The sequence below is a fragment of the Pseudomonas sp. JZ134 genome (assembly GCF_051027695.1).
Classification (GTDB): Bacteria; Pseudomonadota; Gammaproteobacteria; order Pseudomonadales; family Pseudomonadaceae; genus Chryseomonas; species Chryseomonas luteola.
The window spans coordinates 455,809-471,144 of sequence record NZ_CP069250.1 but is presented as its reverse complement, the minus strand read 5'-3'; the positions used below and the strand labels follow the sequence as shown (position 1 = coordinate 471,144).

General features: G+C 53.7%; 14 protein-coding genes, 1 tRNA gene and 1 rRNA gene. 5 read left to right on the top strand and 11 right to left on the bottom strand.

The features are described from left to right. Positions 1 to 21: 21 nt before the first annotated feature. From JQR86_RS02110 to JQR86_RS02100, 3 genes are all read right to left on the bottom strand, one after another. Positions 22 to 801, bottom strand: coding sequence for a DUF4886 domain-containing protein (locus tag JQR86_RS02110; RefSeq protein ID WP_010795938.1), 780 nt, complete (start codon positions 799 to 801; stop codon positions 22 to 24). A 336-nt stretch (positions 802 to 1,137) separates the two neighbouring features. Next, a complete protein-coding gene (locus JQR86_RS02105) occupies positions 1,138 to 1,404 on the bottom strand; it encodes a DUF2790 domain-containing protein (protein WP_083397816.1) in 267 nt (88 codons plus the stop codon). Positions 1,405 to 1,774: 370 nt separating this feature from the next. After that, positions 1,775 to 1,999 (bottom strand): DUF2188 domain-containing protein, encoded by a 225-nt coding sequence (locus JQR86_RS02100; protein ID WP_074821781.1) that lies wholly within the window; start codon positions 1,997 to 1,999, stop codon positions 1,775 to 1,777. Between the two features lie 235 nt (positions 2,000 to 2,234). Here JQR86_RS02100 and JQR86_RS02095 point away from each other — a divergent pair. Beyond that, a tRNA-Met gene (locus tag JQR86_RS02095) sits at positions 2,235 to 2,311 on the top strand. 103 nt (positions 2,312 to 2,414) lie between these two features. Here JQR86_RS02095 and otsA read toward each other — a convergent pair. Together otsA and otsB are read right to left on the bottom strand one after the other, a co-directional pair. Further along, positions 2,415 to 3,833 carry an alpha,alpha-trehalose-phosphate synthase (UDP-forming) gene (otsA, locus tag JQR86_RS02090; protein ID WP_010795941.1) on the bottom strand — a complete coding sequence of 473 codons (1,419 nt, stop codon included), beginning with the start codon at positions 3,831 to 3,833 and terminating at the stop codon, positions 2,415 to 2,417. A 2-nt stretch (positions 3,834 to 3,835) separates the two neighbouring features. Next, positions 3,836 to 4,603, bottom strand: coding sequence for a trehalose-phosphatase (gene otsB / locus JQR86_RS02085; RefSeq protein WP_407363411.1), 768 nt, complete (start codon positions 4,601 to 4,603; stop codon positions 3,836 to 3,838). 162 nt (positions 4,604 to 4,765) lie between these two features. On the opposite strand from otsB, the gene JQR86_RS02080 reads away from it, so the two are divergent. Continuing rightward, on the top strand, positions 4,766 to 5,296 hold the full coding sequence (locus JQR86_RS02080; RefSeq protein WP_407362414.1) for a hypothetical protein: 531 nt from the start codon (positions 4,766 to 4,768) through the stop codon (positions 5,294 to 5,296). An 8-nt stretch (positions 5,297 to 5,304) separates the two neighbouring features. On the opposite strand, the gene rimI is transcribed toward JQR86_RS02080, so the two are convergent. Beyond that, positions 5,305 to 5,757, bottom strand: coding sequence for a ribosomal protein S18-alanine N-acetyltransferase (gene rimI, locus JQR86_RS02075; RefSeq protein WP_010795944.1), 453 nt, complete (start codon positions 5,755 to 5,757; stop codon positions 5,305 to 5,307). Further along, the gene (locus JQR86_RS02070) at positions 5,754 to 6,518 is read right to left on the bottom strand and encodes an energy transducer TonB (protein WP_434154821.1); all 765 of its coding nucleotides are present in this window, start codon (positions 6,516 to 6,518) and stop codon (positions 5,754 to 5,756) included. Before JQR86_RS02070 ends, rimI begins: the two co-directional genes overlap by 4 nt. Before the next feature lie 215 nt (positions 6,519 to 6,733). Here JQR86_RS02070 and mksB point away from each other — a divergent pair, with 215 nt between their 5' ends. The 3 genes from mksB to mksF are packed head-to-tail and all read left to right on the top strand — an operon-like array spanning position 6,734 to position 11,485. Next, positions 6,734 to 7,996 (top strand): Mks condensin complex protein MksB, encoded by a 1,263-nt coding sequence (mksB, locus tag JQR86_RS02065; protein ID WP_289927203.1) that lies wholly within the window; start codon positions 6,734 to 6,736, stop codon positions 7,994 to 7,996. Next, entirely contained in the window at positions 7,986 to 8,657 is a 672-nt protein-coding gene (mksE, locus tag JQR86_RS02060) for an Mks condensin complex protein MksE (RefSeq protein ID WP_010795947.1), read from the top strand. Before mksB ends, mksE begins: the two co-directional genes overlap by 11 nt. Then, positions 8,654 to 11,485, top strand: coding sequence for an Mks condensin complex protein MksF (mksF, locus tag JQR86_RS02055; protein WP_407362416.1), 2,832 nt, complete (start codon positions 8,654 to 8,656; stop codon positions 11,483 to 11,485). The genes mksE and mksF overlap by 4 nt, the downstream gene beginning before the upstream one ends. 11 nt (positions 11,486 to 11,496) lie before the next feature. Here the strand turns inward: mksF and JQR86_RS02050 are convergent, their stop codons facing one another. From JQR86_RS02050 to rrf, 4 genes are all read right to left on the bottom strand, one after another. After that, positions 11,497 to 13,788 carry an MlaD family protein gene (locus JQR86_RS02050; RefSeq protein ID WP_434154227.1) on the bottom strand — a complete coding sequence of 764 codons (2,292 nt, stop codon included), beginning with the start codon at positions 13,786 to 13,788 and terminating at the stop codon, positions 11,497 to 11,499. Then, positions 13,781 to 14,389: a paraquat-inducible protein A gene (locus JQR86_RS02045; RefSeq protein WP_407362418.1), complete on the bottom strand. Its 609-nt coding sequence runs from the start codon at positions 14,387 to 14,389 to the stop codon at positions 13,781 to 13,783. Before JQR86_RS02045 ends, JQR86_RS02050 begins: the two co-directional genes overlap by 8 nt. Further along, a complete protein-coding gene (locus JQR86_RS02040) occupies positions 14,376 to 15,035 on the bottom strand; it encodes a paraquat-inducible protein A (protein WP_286788102.1) in 660 nt (219 codons plus the stop codon). The genes JQR86_RS02045 and JQR86_RS02040 overlap by 14 nt, the downstream gene beginning before the upstream one ends. A gap of 130 nt (positions 15,036 to 15,165) precedes the next feature. Further along, positions 15,166 to 15,281, bottom strand: a 5S ribosomal RNA gene (gene rrf, locus JQR86_RS02035). Between the last annotated feature and the right edge of the window lie 55 nt (positions 15,282 to 15,336).

Here is a 15,336-nt window from a genome sequence, read left to right as displayed (position 1 = left end):
TCCTTGGGCGAGCCTCCCTTGCTACTGAGCCGAGGCGTGCATTGCCTTGTCCGGTGAAGTCCGCAATGCTGGTGACAAAGACTGAACTGCTTTCCAGGCAGCCTGCTGCAACTCTCCTGCGTTCGCCTTTTCCAGCCGCTTGGACTCTGCTGCACTAGGCTGGGGCGGCATCTGACCGTAGATCAGCGAATAAAACACCGAAGCGCCTATGTACGAGCCGGTGAAGGAAGGATGGCTACCGTCAGGCAGGAACAGCGACGGTTGAGGCTTTTCCGCCAAAGCAGTCTGCCAGGCCTGCCCCACTGGCGCCAACAGCGCACCCAGCTCATTGGCCAGTGTCGTGTACGCCTTATCCAGCTTGGCCTGCATCGCCGGGTCGTTCTGGCGAGCCCACGTCAGGTACAGGATTGTCTTGGCACCGTTCTTTTTGACCTCAGCATCGATCAGCCGGGCATACTTGTACATGAAGTCTGGATTCTTGACCGGCAACATGCTGTGCTCCTGCAAGACGACGTAGTCCCACTTCTGCTCCTGCAACGCCTGCTGAACGTCCTTTTTCGTCCAATGCTGCTCAAGCGATGCGCCCGAGAAAGCCAGCGTCTTGGTCTCGATCGGACGGGCCTGCTTGCCTTGCCTGGACATCTCACTCAGTACGGCTGGCAAGTCATTGACATAGGTATAGCTGTTACCTACAAACAGAATTCTGATTGGATCCGACTGGCTCTGCTGAGCCTGAGCATATGCCGCACCTGCCAGAAACATAAGGAAGAGCATCGTGATCTGTCGAATGCTGATTCGCATGCGTGTCCTCTCTGCGCATTAAAAATGAAACGCCTCGAGGCAACCGATGCCACCGAGGCCTTCACTCTGACAGGCATTACCCTGCTTTTGTTAGCCTGTAACCGTGCGTTACCTCGCACAACACAAACGTTTATGAAAGCAGGGGCGTATTTTTAAGTCCCTCAGCAGGTAAGTAAAAGCGCTCGTCAAGCGTGCCGTTTAAATAAACTATTTTTAATTCAAAAACAAAAAGAGGTGCCTTGAACAAGTATGCAAGGCACCTCTTTTCATCAGAAAATATCAAATAAAATTAAATCAACAATTACATCTGACCATCAAATAGATTAAATAACCCTATTAGTTATCATTACAACCAGAGCCCGAAACCTGATACTCCATTACATGAACTTTGTCATTATGGTCTTCATATGTCATGCGTACAGGACGGACACCACAGAAACTGGTGATGTCGGGACTGTCGATGACACGTTTGATATCCAGGTGGTCTGAATACGTGTAATGCTCGACAACAGGCGTGCTGGCGGCATCGGAGGGGATTTGGTCAGCTAATACGGAACTGCTGGCAAGGACAAGGGCAGCTACAATCAAACCTTTCATTTTCATCTCGCTTCCAACTATAAAGTTACCTTCTCCCTGATAAACAAGCAGGCGAATACCTACTTATAAACAGGTCCGGAGTTTGTTCTTTAATTATCGGAACGGGGCAGCACAGGGAGATGACGTAATGATTACAGAAAAGTCATTGTAGATATAATGCTCAGTGGACAAATGAATATTGCCTAATAAGTAACGAATCGTCTTTAAGTGCCAATACCGTTTAAACACCCTTTCAAATTGAGAAACAGTTCATTCTTTAAAGGTGCTAAAGGGCAATTTGGGGCAAGCTCATGAAGCCCTAGTCGTCCTTGACCGGACATACACGGGAGTCGCCGTTGCCTCTCTGCTGACTGATAGCCGCAACGGCACCCTTGCTCTAACCTTTTGACTTGCGTGGATCGGCGCTACGAGGATAGGTACGCTCCTCCTCAAGGGTGCCATCCACCTTGTGAATTTTGACTGACGCCGTCTTTCCCTCAAAAAACTCATGCATCTGCTCTACGAGCTGCGCCTTAGTCTCAGCGCTTTTGGAGGCACGGGCTGCGCCTTCCTTTTTCAGCTCCCAGCCCTTGTCGCCTTTAGTGACGTGATAGTTATCCATTGCTTTCTCCTGGTCTAGAAATACGCCTTTAGAAGACGCTCCTGTTAAGGACTGCTACGGCCTGAACAAAGTTTGCTTAACACACTGCCATTATCGGACCTAAACGAAAGCGCCTTTCCAGGCGCTTTTACCAATGCAGTCGCTCATTCATAAAAAAACGTTAGTTTTTAAGCAATTAAATGAAAAAGAGGGGTTGACACAGGGCTTTGGAGAAAGAATAATGCGCGCCTCGGATGGCTACGTAGCTCAGCTGGTTAGAGCATAGCATTCATAATGCTGGGGTCCGGGGTTCAAGTCCCTGCGTAGCCACCACCTATTTCTAGGGTCTAGCTTCGGCTAGACCCTTTTTTATTGCCTGCGAAAAATTTCCATAAAAAAGCCCGCTACATTGCGGGCCTTTTTAAGCCTTTGCCACTTAAGCGCCTGTAGCTCCTACTGCACGCAGGTTAGCTACAGGCCTGGCCTTTACCGCCCGCAAATCCTTGAGGAACTTGTCACGCCAGGAGGCCAGATCATTCTTGCGGATAATCCGCATCATGTCCTCATAGCGATCCTTACGCTCCTGTAGCGGCATACTAATGGCGCGATCAAGGGCTTCGGCCATGCCCACCACATCGTAAGGGTTCACAATAAGCGCCGAGTTGAGCTCACGGGCTGCCCCTGCAAAACGCGAGAGTACCAATACGCCAGGATCTTCTGGATCCTGCGCAGCCACATATTCTTTGGCTACCAGATTCATACCATCTCGCAGCGGCGTTACCAGACCAATATCTGCAGAGCGGAACAGCCCCATGACGGTACGGCGGTCATAGCTCTTGTTCAGATAACGAATCGGTGTCCAATCCAGCTCGGAGAAGCGACCATTGATATGACCCGCCTGGGACTCAAGCTGTTGACGAATATGCTGATAGGTTTTCACATCGGAGCGAGAAGTCGGTGCGATCTGAACAAACTGCACCCGCTTGCGGTGCTCAGGAAATCGCTCTAGCAGCTTTTCATAAGCGCAAAAGCGTTCCACCAGCCCTTTTGAGTAATCAAGACGGTCCACGCTGACAATCGTCTTATAAGGCACACCTTCGATACTGCGCGAGATGAAGTTACGGCGTGCGCGGTAGGATTCGGCCTGCTTGATAATATCGTCCGGTACAGTACCGATCGGATAGACCTCGGCACGGAAGTTATGGCCATACGCCGTAAGGCTGCCATCGCTCTCCAGCACGCCACGAACTTCGCGTGTAATGTAATCCTGGAATGCCAGCTTGTCCGTTTCCGTCTGAAAGCCCACCACATCATAGAAGCACAACGTCTTGAGCAGCTCATTGTGTGGCGGAATGGCTGTCAGGATTTCAGGCGCCGGGAACGGTGTGTGCAGGAAGAACCCGATACGGTTGCGGATACCGATCATCTGACAGGCTTCCGCAAAGGGAATCAGGTGGTAATCATGCACCCAAATGATATCGTCAGGCTTTAACAGAGGCTTGAGACGCTCTGCCATAGCTGCGTTGACGCGACGGTAACCATCGTACTCTTCCCGGCTGTAGCGCGAGAGATCGACACGATAGTGAAAAACCGGCCACAGCGTTGCATTGGCAAAGCCGCGGTAATACTGATCATAGTCACGCTTGTTGAGCGCGAAGGTATGATAGGTGATGTTATCGTGTGTCTCGTTCTTGCCGGGCGGCACTTCCTCATTGGAAACATCGCCATTCCAGCCCAGCCAGATACCGCCTGACTGCCGCAATGCGTCGAGCACGCCTACTGCCAATCCTCCCGACGGAGCCTTTCCCGGTTCAATGGGTGCTACACGGTTAGAAACTACCACCAAACGGCTCATCTTCAATCCTCTTGTTCTACGCGTGCGTTACCGGCTTGTTCTGCCAGGCCGCACAGCCAATCGGCCACAGCTTCGACCGACTCCAGTCGTTGCTGCGCCACAGTCGAGCCTTCTCCGATTTTGATGGAAAGGCCTCCCATTTCATTGATGACTTCAAAGCCAGCCTCGTCGGTCAGGTCGTCACCGAGAAAGACAGGGACTCGTCCATCGAAGGGTGCCTCACGCATGAAGGTACGTATCACCGCGCCCTTACTCGCGCCTTTAGGCTTAAGTTCAAACACGCTTTTGCCGGGCTGCAACGTCAGCTGCTGCGGATAACGCTCAACCAGGGTTTCGGCAATCCGCCGCGCTTCATCTTCCAGCTCAGGCGCCTGACGATAATGCAGCGCAAACGCCATGCCTTTGCTTTCCAGATAGAGCGTAGGATGCGATTCAATGGCAGCGCCAAGCTCTGCGCCTACGCACGCCAGCAGATCAGCGTCGAGCGCCAGACGATGCATCCGGCCTGAATAATCGCGGCGCTCGGCACCATGAATGCCTCCAGCTGGCAATTGCAACGGCTTGACCAGATGATCGATATCATCGATTCGGCGTCCAGACACTACCGCGACAGGTATGCCTGCCTGGGTAAGCGTATGAATTGAAGAAAGCGTTTTTTCAGGAATAAAAACCTGCTCCGGGCGGGGCTGTAGGGCAGCAAGCGTTCCGTCCAAGTCGAGAAAAAAAGCGCAGCGCTGAAGAGGTACGGGTAATTCGATCTCTGAATTCATCATGTACGCTCTGACTGTGAATTTTCATCATCGTTCGAAGGGTTTTCGACAACTCCTTGGCAGATCGAGCATAGGCGAACAAAAGGAATCCCGTCGCCTAAATGGGGTCACACCAACATGACTCGACTGTATGGGATAGCCGAATCTCTTGAGGAGACGCTTATGAAAAAGTCTGATATGAACCGAGACCCTCTGCCCATCGACGATAACGAAGACCGCATGGGCGGCATGCAGGAATTGAACTTCAACGATGAGCTATTCCATGGCAAGGACCGAGGCCAGCAGACCGAAGAAGACTACGAAGGCCAGTTCCCTCCGGAGCGCGTCAGTGAAGCGGGCATGACGGAAGGCGAAACAGCCGATCACCACGTTACCCTGGATGACATGACGCCTGAAACCTTGTTGGACGACTCAGGCGCACGTAATCCGAATGAATACGGTGATGCATGGCCTGTCGACAAGGAACTGACCGTAGTCAGTGACAGGGACATCGGTGGTGGCGTTGGCATGGACGAAGCCGAAATGGGCCGCGTCCTGCCGCTGGATGGTGAAAAATGGGATGGCAACCCGGACGAAGTGAACGAGGCCGACCAGCGCCGTGCCGAGAACTCAGCCGACCTGGATGCAACCGACCTTGATATTGAGCAGCCTGCTGATGATTTTGATCTGAACGAGAAGAAGCCAGGACATTAAGTCCTGGCTTAGTCCAGCAGCGTGCACGCCATGACCAGGGCGTCTTCTCGCCCGCCGGCGGCAGGATAGTAATCCCGACGACGGCCTATTTCATTGAAACCATAGCGTTCATAGAGTCGATAGGCCGCTTGGTTACTTTCGCGAACTTCAAGAAAGCACTCTCTGGCATCTGCCAGGCGAGCCTGCTTCATAAGGTGATCCAGGAGCTGGTAACCCAGGCCTTTACCCTGGCTTTCCGGCTTCACGGTGATGTTCAACAGATGGGCCTCATCCAGAATGACATTAATCACACCGTGTCCCACTTGCTGCTCACCTTCAAACATTACCCAGCAGTTGTAGGACTTAAGGCCGTCCAGAAAAATACCGCGTGTCCATGGGTGACTAAAGGCAGCATATTCAATCTTGAGAACAGCATTGAGATCGGCTTCGGTCATCGGCCGAAAATGAATGGAATCGCTCATCTAACATCTGTCCAACGGGGGCGGATACGCTGCATGGCACGCCATACATCAGCTTTTAGGCGGGGTTGCTCCATGAGGGCTTCAAGCCCCGGAATGACCCAGGCAGAACCGAGACTATCCAGTCGGATTTCCTGGCATTCGATTTTCACATCATCGCTTGAAACAAAGCGAGCGGCGGCGCTACCTACCAACCAGAGGCAATCGCAGGTTTCGGTTTCCAGTTGAGAGGCCACAACACTCTGCACAAAGGTTCGCGCTTCGGCAGGCCCCTGATCAAGCGCTGCATTGGCCAGTAACGGCCAGCGAATAGGCTCACCCAATGACTGGGGCCTGTCAGGCAGACCAGCCGCATGCAGCATGTTTCTGAGGAGTACATAGGCAGGATCGCGTCCTGCCAGAGAAGCGCCTGCCGGTAGATCGACCAGCAGAAGGCAAGATCCGGCTCGCAGTAATTGCAGGGAAAAGCGAGGCGGCGCTTCTCGCTTGACCGGCTCAGGACGAGATTCAGACTCAGGCGGCGTGGAGACCTTGGCCGAAGAAACAGCAGGACGCTCCGGTCGAACCAGCTTTGCAGCCGGCGCCTCCACCTTGGGGGCTGGCCGAGCGACAGCCGGTGCTGGCTCCTCGGGCAAGGCAGTTGGATCGACATATGCCAGCAATTCCGGACGGGAAGGTGCAGCAAAAGGCAGCGTCGTTCGTGGCAGCCAGACGTCTATCTGCATGGCGCGCAGATACGCGCGGCGCCGATCTTCGGCCATCATTGGCAGCATTCCGTCAGCAACAAAAAAGTCATACGGCTCATCATAGATCAGCGCCGCAGCGGACGCTGTAAAAAGACCAATTATCGCGCGCCTTGCTACCTGACGGAAAGGCCAAAGCGTACTCATTACGCAAACTGGCCGACCACATGTCAAAGCTGATCCTTTAGCCCAGGGCCATACAGTACAATTGACTCTTTTGTGCAAACGGCCCCGTCATGATCGATCCCAAGCGCGTTCTCCGCGCACTTGCCGAACACTGGGCGCAGCTGGACCCACTGTGCGAGCACTTCGACAGCGGCACGCTGAGCCTTGTAGAACTCCGCACCCGGCTTGGAGCCCAGCTACCTGACAGCACGCCAGCCGATATCACGGCACTACTCGATGCGTGGATCCGCCTGGATATTCTGGTCCCGGTTGCCAAGAGCCCTAACCGTTTCGAGCTTAACGCACAGATTCATGATTTCCTGGCCTACCTGCGCCGCGAACACCGCCTGGGTCTATGCCTTGAAATAGAAGCCTACCTGCGCCACCTGGAACGGCTTGCCGCTCATATCCAAGATGCTTTCGAAGCACGGGACAGCAATGAACTGGCCCGACAGCTGCGCCTTTTGGATATGCGTGTACGGGACGTCCTGAAAAAGCTGAGTAACGACGAGCACGCCCTTGTAGGGGTCGCCGAGCGGGCCAAGACCAGTGATCGTCAGATCCCGTTGCGCCAGCGTTACGCCGAAGTCCTGGCTACCTGGGACGAATATGTCGAACCCATGATTCAGCTCGTCTCGGCCGATGGCATCTTCGAGAAAGGCGTCAATCGGGTCGAGCACGTCCTGTTACGCCTGATGGGTGAGCAACATCGCCTGGGAAAGCTGGTCGATGATGATCTGCTGCTGCGCACCCATGCCCGAATCCTTGAAATGCAGACGACGGCCCAACTCTCGCTGCGCCGTGCACGTGAGCTGCTACTGCCGCTACGTGAAGAAGCCCGCCGCCACAATGCCATTACTCGTGGCGCGGCCCTGGCGTTGGCCGCTATACGCCGTAAAGGTCTGGATGCCGTTCCGCAGACAGCTATTCCCCTCTTCAGTCGCCCCCAGAGCGTCTTCCTGGGTACAGCCTCTCAGGTGGAAAGCTATGTATACGCCCTGGCACGCTTCGAGCCCAAGCCAGCGCAATTTCCCAAGGCAAGCGAGTCACGCAAGGAAACCACGAAGCCCAAGGCACCTCGTACCGCCCGTGAAATGCTGGATCGCTGCGAAAATGCCCTGCCTATGCCGGACCTCATGATCTGGCTACTCGAACAGGAGCCTGAAGGCGCCACCGACGAGCTCCTGTACTGGTTCTCTCGTCTCTCCCGCGACAGCCGCTTCCAGCGCGAGCGTCTGCCGCGCCGTGATTACGATACTGCCGAGCACCGGGTCAGCCTGTGCTCTTTCGCCCTCTCCGCCCGAGATACTGCGAGCACCACCCATGCACATTGATTTAACTGAACTCTCCTTGCTTGCGCCGATTTTCCGCGAGCTGCTCAAGGGCTTTCATATCAGCCGCCGCGAGCCCGAGCTATACGCACAACTGTCCAACCTTCAGGATGCCTATCGAACCCTCTTCAAGGCGCTGGGCTTCGAGCTTGTTTGCGATACACGTGGTTTTTATTACTTCGTGCCTGAACAAATGGGCGCCCAGGTAAACAAGACGGCCCAGCGCTTGGCGCTGTTCACGTTCATCATGGTCGAGCATCTGGCGGATCAGGGTCGTGATCCGCTCAGTGTTCTGGATGGCGGCAGCTTAGGTCGTGACGAACTGCCGGCCCTGCTGGAAAAGTACCGAGACCTGTTCCTGCAGGCTGAAGTACAAACGCAAGATGAGCTGGAGGAAAAAATCCTGCGACGCCTGACCCAGCTTGGCTTTGCCTCGGAAGACAACGGTATCTATCGCTTCCTGCCGCCCATGCACCGCTTTTTGGACGTCTGCCTGGCAGTTCAGCAGGACCGGGATCTGGCCGCCACGCTCCACAGTGATCTGCCCTTGCCCGCCCCCGAATTGCTTGATGACGATATCGACGCCTTGACGACACTTGATGAGGAGGACGAGCTGGCCCGAGCCGTCGCAGAAGAACGCGCTTACCAGGAGACCGACGCATGAGCCTGACCCGTTACGGCATCCGCCGCTTTGCCCTGCTCAATACAGCGGGTTACAGCCTGGGGCTTTTTCCGCTTGAACATCCGTTGTCAGTCTACGGCGCCAACAACCTGGGCAAGAGCGCCTCAATTAATGCGCTTCAGTTTCCTATCCTGGCGCGCATGTCTGACATGAGCTTTGGCAAGTACAACCTCGAGCAATCACGCAAGTTTTACTTCGCTACCGACACCAGTTATATCCTGGTAGAGCTTTCTCTGCCCCACGGCCCCCATGTGATTGGTGTAGTAGGCCGCGGGCCGGGAGGCGGTTTTGGCCACCAGTTCTTTGCTTACGCCGGCGAGCTGGATCTGGCTCACTACCAGAAAAACGGCACCTGCCTAAGGCAACGCGAGCTGTTCAAGAATTTGGAGCGAGAAGGCATCAAGGCTTACGAGGTCAAACCTGAGGAGCTAAGGCGTCTTCTGGTTGGCGGCCATACCTCCATTCCTCTGGACCTGACGCTGATCCCTCTGCGCTCCACCAGTGAACAAAGCCTCAAGACCTTCCGAGCCTTGTTTATCAACCTGCTCCACATGCGTGAAATCACGGCGGCCAAGCTCAAGCAGTTATTCCTCGATGCCTTCGAGCACAGCCTGCGCTCCGGCAGCGTCGACTACATCGCCGCCACTGAAGAAGCCTTCCGTGATGTACGTCGTATGGAACAGGACTATCAGGCTCTGGTCGCAGCCGGCCCGCTGGTAGAGGCGCTGGCCAACGGTGTCCAGCAACGCGAACGGCTGCGCGGTAAACTGCACCGCCTTTCGCCGCTGCTGGATGCACTTCTCGGTGCGTGGCAAACCTATTCGGAAGATCGCCGCGATGAGCTGGTCAGCCAGGCCGAACACTTGCGCAGCGAACAGGATCGCCTGCAGAACACTCAGCGTAACAGCACCCAGGAAATGATGCGTCTGGAACGCCAGCTCAGCGAGATCCAGCGTTGGCTGGGAGAGATGGCCGCCCTGAAGAACCGCTTTGCCCTGGTTGAATCTGCCGCTCAGCTCGAGCAGAACCTCATGGCTGCCAAAGACGCGCATGATGAGCTGGCTGGCGCCCTGTCCCAGTCAAGACAGTTCAGCAGTGGCGATCTTGACGAGCGTGTCCGTGACCTTGAAAAGCGTCTTAAATCGATCGCTCAGCAATTAGATCACGCGGATAACAACAGCTATGCGCGTCTACGTGAGGAGTTTTCGCAGCAGGATGTTGATCGGCTGATGCGCCTGTTTAATGGCGCATTGTTCAGCCTGCCTTTGGGTGAACAGGGCGTCCGTCTGGATGATACCCAGTGGATGAAGACACTTACTACTGTACTGGATGGCTTCAACGGGGATCGCTTCGAGGCTCCAGGCCTCTCGATAGACCTTTCCTCCATTGAGCCTCCAACCTTACAGGCGCTAGCTGACCGCGCTGCACTACGCGACCAGCGTGATCGTCTGGAACGCGAACTCAAGCAGCTCAAGACCCAGCAAGCCGTTGCCGCTGATCGCGTCTTGAGCAAGGCGCAGTCCGATAAGCTCTATCAGGAAGTACTGGATGCTCAAAAAGCTTTGGAAGACTTCCGTCGCTATCAGACGCTGGCTGCCCAGGAGGCTGAAAAACTCGAGCAGCTGGCTCAACTCGAAGCCTCCCAGGACGAGCTCAAGCGTTCAAGCGATGCATTTACTGAACGTGTTCAGCAGGTTTCCGTAAAGCTTCAGCTGATCGCACGCCAACTGGCCGATCTGGAAGCCAAGCAACGTACCCTGGACGACTCTCTGCGTCGCCGGCAGCTTCTTCCTAGCGATCTTCCCCAGGGAATTCCCTTCATGGAATCAGTAGATGACTCGCTGGATAACCTGCTGCCCCTGCTTAACGACTATCAAGACACCTGGCAAGCCTTGCAGCGTATCGATACACAAATCGACGCCCTCTATGCCCAGGTTCGCCTCAAAGGAGTCGCCAAGTTTGACAACGAAGACGACCCGGAGCGCCGACTGACCCTACTCGTCAATGCCTACGCCCATCGCCAGGACGAAGCACTGACGCTGGCCAAAGCTCGTCGCGCCGCTGTGACCGATATTGCCCGTACGCTGCGCAACATCCGTAACGACTACGACAACCTGGAGCACCAGCTAGGACTCTTCAACCGAGAAATCAACCGCCGTCAGGTTTCGAACCTGGAAAGCTTTCGCATTGTTCTCGCGCCAAACAAGGACGCGCTCAAGCACATCGATCAGATCATTCACAGCGCAGGCCAATATGAAGAGGGCGAAACGCTTTCTGTTTTCGATCTTACCCAAAGCGCCGAGCAGGACGCCAAGAACGAAGAGGCCAAGGAATATCTTGCTCGCCTGGTTGCAGCCAACCATAACCAGCTGGGCCTGAAAGATCTGTTCGAACTGGCCTTTGAAATTACCAAGGTCGGTGGCCAACCGATCATTCATACCGATATTGACGGTGCAGCCTCAAACGGCACGACCATGACCATCAAGGCACTGACCAACATGTACCTGCTCCTGCACTTGATGGATCGTGAACAAGCCAGCCGCATACGTCTGCCCTACTATCTCGACGAAGCCGCGGACATTGACGAACGTAATCAGATGGCCCTGATCGAGACGAGCCGCCAGCTAGGCTTCGTACCTATCCTGGCCAGCGTAAAGCCTCAGGTAGCCGCCCACGTGGCGATAGACCTTGAGGGCGGCAACAGTCCGAATGGTATTTATATCGATGAGGATGACTGGAAATACATTCATCGCAAGGAAGAATCGGTCGCGCCTGCAATAACGGAGACGCTTGAAGAGGAACAGGCTTAGGCCTGTTCCTCTTAATTTGCGTTACCCAATTTGATCTTCGGCGACCAGTCCTGCCACTCAGACTCTACTTCATCAAACAGAACGAATGTCTGGCCTGGCAGGGCCTGTTTGCCCATATCCTGTTCAGGCGTGGCAAAGGCGATTCCACCTTCCAGAAGAGCCTCAAACGAGTTGCTGCGTAGCTTGACGCCCCTGAACAGGCTGGCATCCACCGCAACACCACTCGCATTCCAGAACCGCGTTCCGGCATGTATTAATGGGGCATAACGTGGCTCGATCAGAATATGTACCAGCACGCGGTTGGCCTCGCTACTCAACTCCAGGCGCGTAACCTTGCCTACCGGTATTTCCTTATAGCTCACCTCAACGCCTGGCTTAAGCGAACCACGTCGAGAAGCGCTGAGGACCAGATGCAGCCCCGGCTCTTTGTCCAACGTGTTAGGTGGCTCGGGTAAAACGTCAAAACGGGTCTTGGCGACACCTGCATGAGCAGCTGGTGAGACTTCGATATAGCGTCCGGTTACCAGCGTACCAAGATTCTCCGTTCTCAAGAGCCCCAGTTCGGGCTTTACCACCCAGAATTGAGCACCCAAGCTGGCGATACGGTCTTCCGCCTCGGTCACGCGAACCTTGACCCTTACACTGGTCAAGTCATCTGCCAGCTCGACATCTTCTACCTGCCCCACCTTCAAACTACGAAAATTAAGCGGAGTTCCAGGCTTCATGCCTTCACCGTTATCCATACGCAGCTCAATCAGTGTGCCTTTACGTATCGCCTCATCCTGATCCTTGAACAGCGGAAAACGATGTGCATCACCTACACGTTTGGCTTTTAGATCCGGCGTAGAAAATGCAATCCCGCCAGCAATCAATGTTTGCAGCGACTCGCTTTTGACCTGAACACCATTCAGATTACCGGTAAGCGTCACGCCGCTGGCATTCCAAAAGCGAGTCGAAGAGTTGATAAGAGACGCGTATTCAGGCTCGATATGTATACCGATAACAACCCTCTGTTGATCGCGAGACAGCTGATAGCTTTGCACGCTTCCCACTTGCATTTGCCGATAGAGAATCGGGCTTCCAATATCAATTGAATTCAAACGATCACTGAACAGAACCAAGTGCAGACCAGGTGCATCTGTGTTCAATGGAGGCGCTTTGGAGCGAATCGTGAACTCGCGGGCGGGACGCCCGTGCTTGGCAAACCGCACGGCAAGGTAATTTCCCTTTACCAGTGCCTCGATTCCCGTTACGCCTGCCAGTGAAATCGAAGGCTTGACCGTCCAAAACTCACTGCCCGCATTCATGAGCGATTCGGTGCGAGGATCCATCATCAACTCGGCGGTAGCACCGGTATAGTCCTCATTCATGCTTAAGGCTTTCATGGTACCTACTTGCACACCATTGAACATGACAGGCGTGCGTCCCGGATTCAGCCCTGCAACGTCGCGCACATGCAGAACCACCTTGTAACCCGCCTCGGCAGCCTCATAATCGCTATACAGCTTGAAAGGAGAGCTATTGGTAGGTGGACTGTCTTCATGGTTTCCTGGCGTGAAGAAGGCAATCCCGCCCGCCGCAAGACTTATGATCGACTCAGTATGCACCTTGAAGCCGTCAAGCCCACCGGAAACACTGATACCGCTGGCGTTATAAAAGCGAGTATGTTTGCGGACAAGGTGCGCATATTCTTCACGGACATGAATCTTGACCTCGACAACTCGAGGATCGCTGCCTAGCTGATACCCTTCTACCTGCCCAACTTCCAGCTGCCTGTAATACACAGGGCTACCCTGTATAAGAGAACCTAATCGTTCGGCTTTGAGCGTAAGGTGCAGGCCGGGCAAATTACTGGTTAATGGTGGAGGATCGCGCAATGCCACAAAATCCCGTGCAGCCTCTCCGCCGCCAGGCTGAATTGCAATGTACTGCCCAGAGACAAGGGTTTCCAAGCCGGTTACACCTGCTAACGACACGCGGGGTTTCACCAGCCAGAAACGTGTTTCAGAACGCAGGTATTTCTCGGCATCCTTGTTGATATTGATCGTAGCGATAACTCCCCGGCTATCCTCTGCGACCTTGATGTGACTTACCTTACCCAGAGAGATACCTTTATAAAGCACCTCTGTTCGATCAACACTAATACCTTCCCCATCATCAAAGCGGATCGTGGCTTGCGCTCCAGACTCGTTATAAGCCTTCCACCCCAACCAGGCAGCAATGGCCAAGGCAATCAGTGGTAACACCCAAAGGGCAGACCAACGTGAGGCAGGACGTATTACAGGCTGGGGCAAATCACTCATCGTTATCCTCTGAGCAGGTGTGATCCCAGATCAATCGAGGATCAAAAGTCTTTGCAGCAAGCATGGTCAAAATTACTACAGCTGCGAAAGCGATCGCGCCGGGATTGGCATCCACGTTGGCAAAATTACCGAAATTGACCAGGGTTACCAAAATTGCGATTACGAAGATATCAAGCATGGACCAGCGTCCAATCCACTCGATAAAACGGAACAGAAACATGCGTTGCCGAGCGCGCATTGCTCTTTTTCGCTGGACGGAAATCAACAGCCAGGCCAGTCCAATAAGTTTGAATGTAGGAACAATAATGCTGGCGACAAAGACGACTACAGCAATAGGAATCATTCCGTTGTTAATCAAGTCAATGATGCCAGAGATGATGGTTGACGGTTCGCCCTTGCCAAAATAGCTCACCGTCATGATGGGCAAAAGATTTGCCGGAACATAACAAATAGCGGCGGCAACCAGTAGCGCCCAACTCCTCGATATGCTCTTGGGAACACGGGGATAAAGAGCCGCTCCGCAACGACTGCAAGAGTTGGCAGGCTTGTTTAACTTATGACATTCACGGCATACCCATAGGCCTTGATCAACGGCCCGCATGACCAGACTCCACCTCTATTTCCTGCCATAACTGCTGGGGTGACATAAGCGAGTCCAGCCAGACCTGGATAAGCAGTAGAGCCGTAAAGCAAAACAAACCCACACCCAGACTTAATTCGGCTACATCGCCAACTTTGACCATCGCAACCAAGATGCCTAACAAGTAGATCTCCCACATTCCCCACTCACGAAGATGCTGATAGCACCTTAGCAATAAGATACCTGTTGATCTGATTGAAGGTCGCTTAAGGCTGATAAGGACCAGCAACTGACAAATCAGTTTAATGAGAGGAATAAATAGGCTACACGAGAGCACAAGTGAAGCAATGATCGTCATGTCTGCTTTATAGAGCGCTATGACTGCACTCCAGACAGTGTCATATGTCTGTTGCCCGAACATTTTAAGCTTCATGATGGGCAGGAAATTAGCAGGTATAAAAAGAAGCAAAGCAGTCACGACCAAAGCGAGCCCCTTATCAACCACTCGCCTTTTAAAGTGATAAAGCTCATAGCCGCATCTTGAGCATAATATCTTGTGCTCAGTTTCTACTGCTAGTGTGACCTTTTGCATTAAAAGATCACACTCAGGACAAGCGATCAACGTATCAGAATCATGTGATGGATGTGGATTAAGAAGATCTGACATCGGCCTAGATTACCTGATAAATATATTCATCAGCCGATCATTCTGGCAGTGATAAGCAGCATATTGGAAGTTTTCCTGCCGCAAAAGCAAAACCCCCGGGCGGTTAGGCCTGGGGGTTCTGGGTATAGGTGCTTGACGATGACCTACTCTCACATGGGGAAACCCCACACTACCATCGGCGATGCATCGTTTCACTTCTGAGTTCGGAAAGGGATCAGGTGGTTCCAACGCTCTATGGTCGTCAAGCAATTCGGGTGGGGAACCGGTGTCTAGTCGTTTCCCCGAATGGGTATGTGATCGG

Coding starts and splice junctions, on each gene's coding strand:
- JQR86_RS02110 (WP_010795938.1), bottom strand. CDS start 801: ATGCGAATCAGCATTCGACAGATCACGATGCTCTTCCTTATGTTTCTG.
- JQR86_RS02105 (WP_083397816.1), bottom strand. CDS start 1,404: ATGAAAATGAAAGGTTTGATTGTAGCTGCCCTTGTCCTTGCCAGCAGT.
- JQR86_RS02100 (WP_074821781.1), bottom strand. CDS start 1,999: ATGGATAACTATCACGTCACTAAAGGCGACAAGGGCTGGGAGCTGAAA.
- otsA (WP_010795941.1), bottom strand. CDS start 3,833: ATGAGCCGTTTGGTGGTAGTTTCTAACCGTGTAGCACCCATTGAACCG.
- otsB (WP_407363411.1), bottom strand. CDS start 4,603: ATGAATTCAGAGATCGAATTACCCGTACCTCTTCAGCGCTGCGCTTTT.
- JQR86_RS02080 (WP_407362414.1), top strand. CDS start 4,766: ATGAAAAAGTCTGATATGAACCGAGACCCTCTGCCCATCGACGATAAC.
- rimI (WP_010795944.1), bottom strand. CDS start 5,757: ATGAGCGATTCCATTCATTTTCGGCCGATGACCGAAGCCGATCTCAAT.
- JQR86_RS02070 (WP_434154821.1), bottom strand. CDS start 6,518: ATGATGGCCGAAGATCGGCGCCGCGCGTATCTGCGCGCCATGCAGATA.
- mksB (WP_289927203.1), top strand. CDS start 6,734: ATGATCGATCCCAAGCGCGTTCTCCGCGCACTTGCCGAACACTGGGCG.
- mksE (WP_010795947.1), top strand. CDS start 7,986: ATGCACATTGATTTAACTGAACTCTCCTTGCTTGCGCCGATTTTCCGC.
- mksF (WP_407362416.1), top strand. CDS start 8,654: ATGAGCCTGACCCGTTACGGCATCCGCCGCTTTGCCCTGCTCAATACA.
- JQR86_RS02050 (WP_434154227.1), bottom strand. CDS start 13,788: ATGAGTGATTTGCCCCAGCCTGTAATACGTCCTGCCTCACGTTGGTCT.
- JQR86_RS02045 (WP_407362418.1), bottom strand. CDS start 14,389: ATGCGGGCCGTTGATCAAGGCCTATGGGTATGCCGTGAATGTCATAAG.
- JQR86_RS02040 (WP_286788102.1), bottom strand. CDS start 15,035: ATGTCAGATCTTCTTAATCCACATCCATCACATGATTCTGATACGTTG.